The sequence below is a fragment of the Xanthomonas sp. SHU 199 genome, assembly GCF_000364665.1.
In the GTDB taxonomy this organism is placed as follows: domain Bacteria; phylum Pseudomonadota; class Gammaproteobacteria; order Xanthomonadales; family Xanthomonadaceae; genus Xanthomonas_A; species Xanthomonas_A sontii.
Genome location: NZ_AQOI01000692.1, coordinates 1 through 718, shown reverse-complemented (window position 1 = coordinate 718; position 718 = coordinate 1). Strand labels below are relative to the sequence as shown.

The 718-nt window shown below is 74.2% G+C and carries 1 pseudogene; it reads right to left on the bottom strand.

What is annotated here, in order from left to right:
• Positions 1–718, bottom strand: a pseudogene (locus D183_RS25360) (discoidin domain-containing protein); the annotation flags it as partial.

Sequence of the window (718 nt, the reverse complement as noted above, 5' to 3'; positions counted from 1 at the left end):
GCTGCGCCGGCAGCGTGCCGACGGCGACGTGGCGGGTGATCTCGGTGGCGCCGTTCGCGCCGAACGCCTCGGCGCCGCCACCGCTGGGCGCGCTCAGCGAGGTCAGCAGCGTGCGGCCGTCGACCTGCACGACGTTGCCGTCGACGGCGACGTCGTGGATCGGCGACAGGCCGCCGTTCTGCCACGGCGGATTCATCTGCATCGGCCGCACCAGCAGCGACAGGGTGCCGCTGACCGGGGTGGTGCCGGTGTTGCGCAGGCGATGGCGCAGCAGCGTCACTGGCTGGCCGTCGTGTTCGATCGCGAAGGTCTCGCTGCGCAGTTCCAGCCCCGGCTGCGGCGACCAGCGCACCGACGGCATCGGCTTCCAGCCGTCGCGCAAGGCGTGGGTCAGCGCATGGCCGTCGGCGCCGGCGGCGGTGCCGGAGGCGTCGCGCCACAGCGGCTGCACCAGCGGCGCGCCCTTCCACGCCTCCAGGTTGCCGTACTCGTCGAAGATCGATTTCTGCCGGCCGGCGTGGATGCCGACCGCGGTCCAGTAGGTCTGCTGCATGTGCAGCGAGGCCGGGAACAACGCGCGGGTGGCGCCGCGCTGCGCGGCGACCTGGTAGCGCTTCATCGGCGTCATCACCGCCTTCGGCCCCAGCAGGCGCAGGCGCGCCAGGGTCGGCGCGACGCCACCGGGCGCGGCGTCGACGCGCAGGCGCAGCGCGCGCAC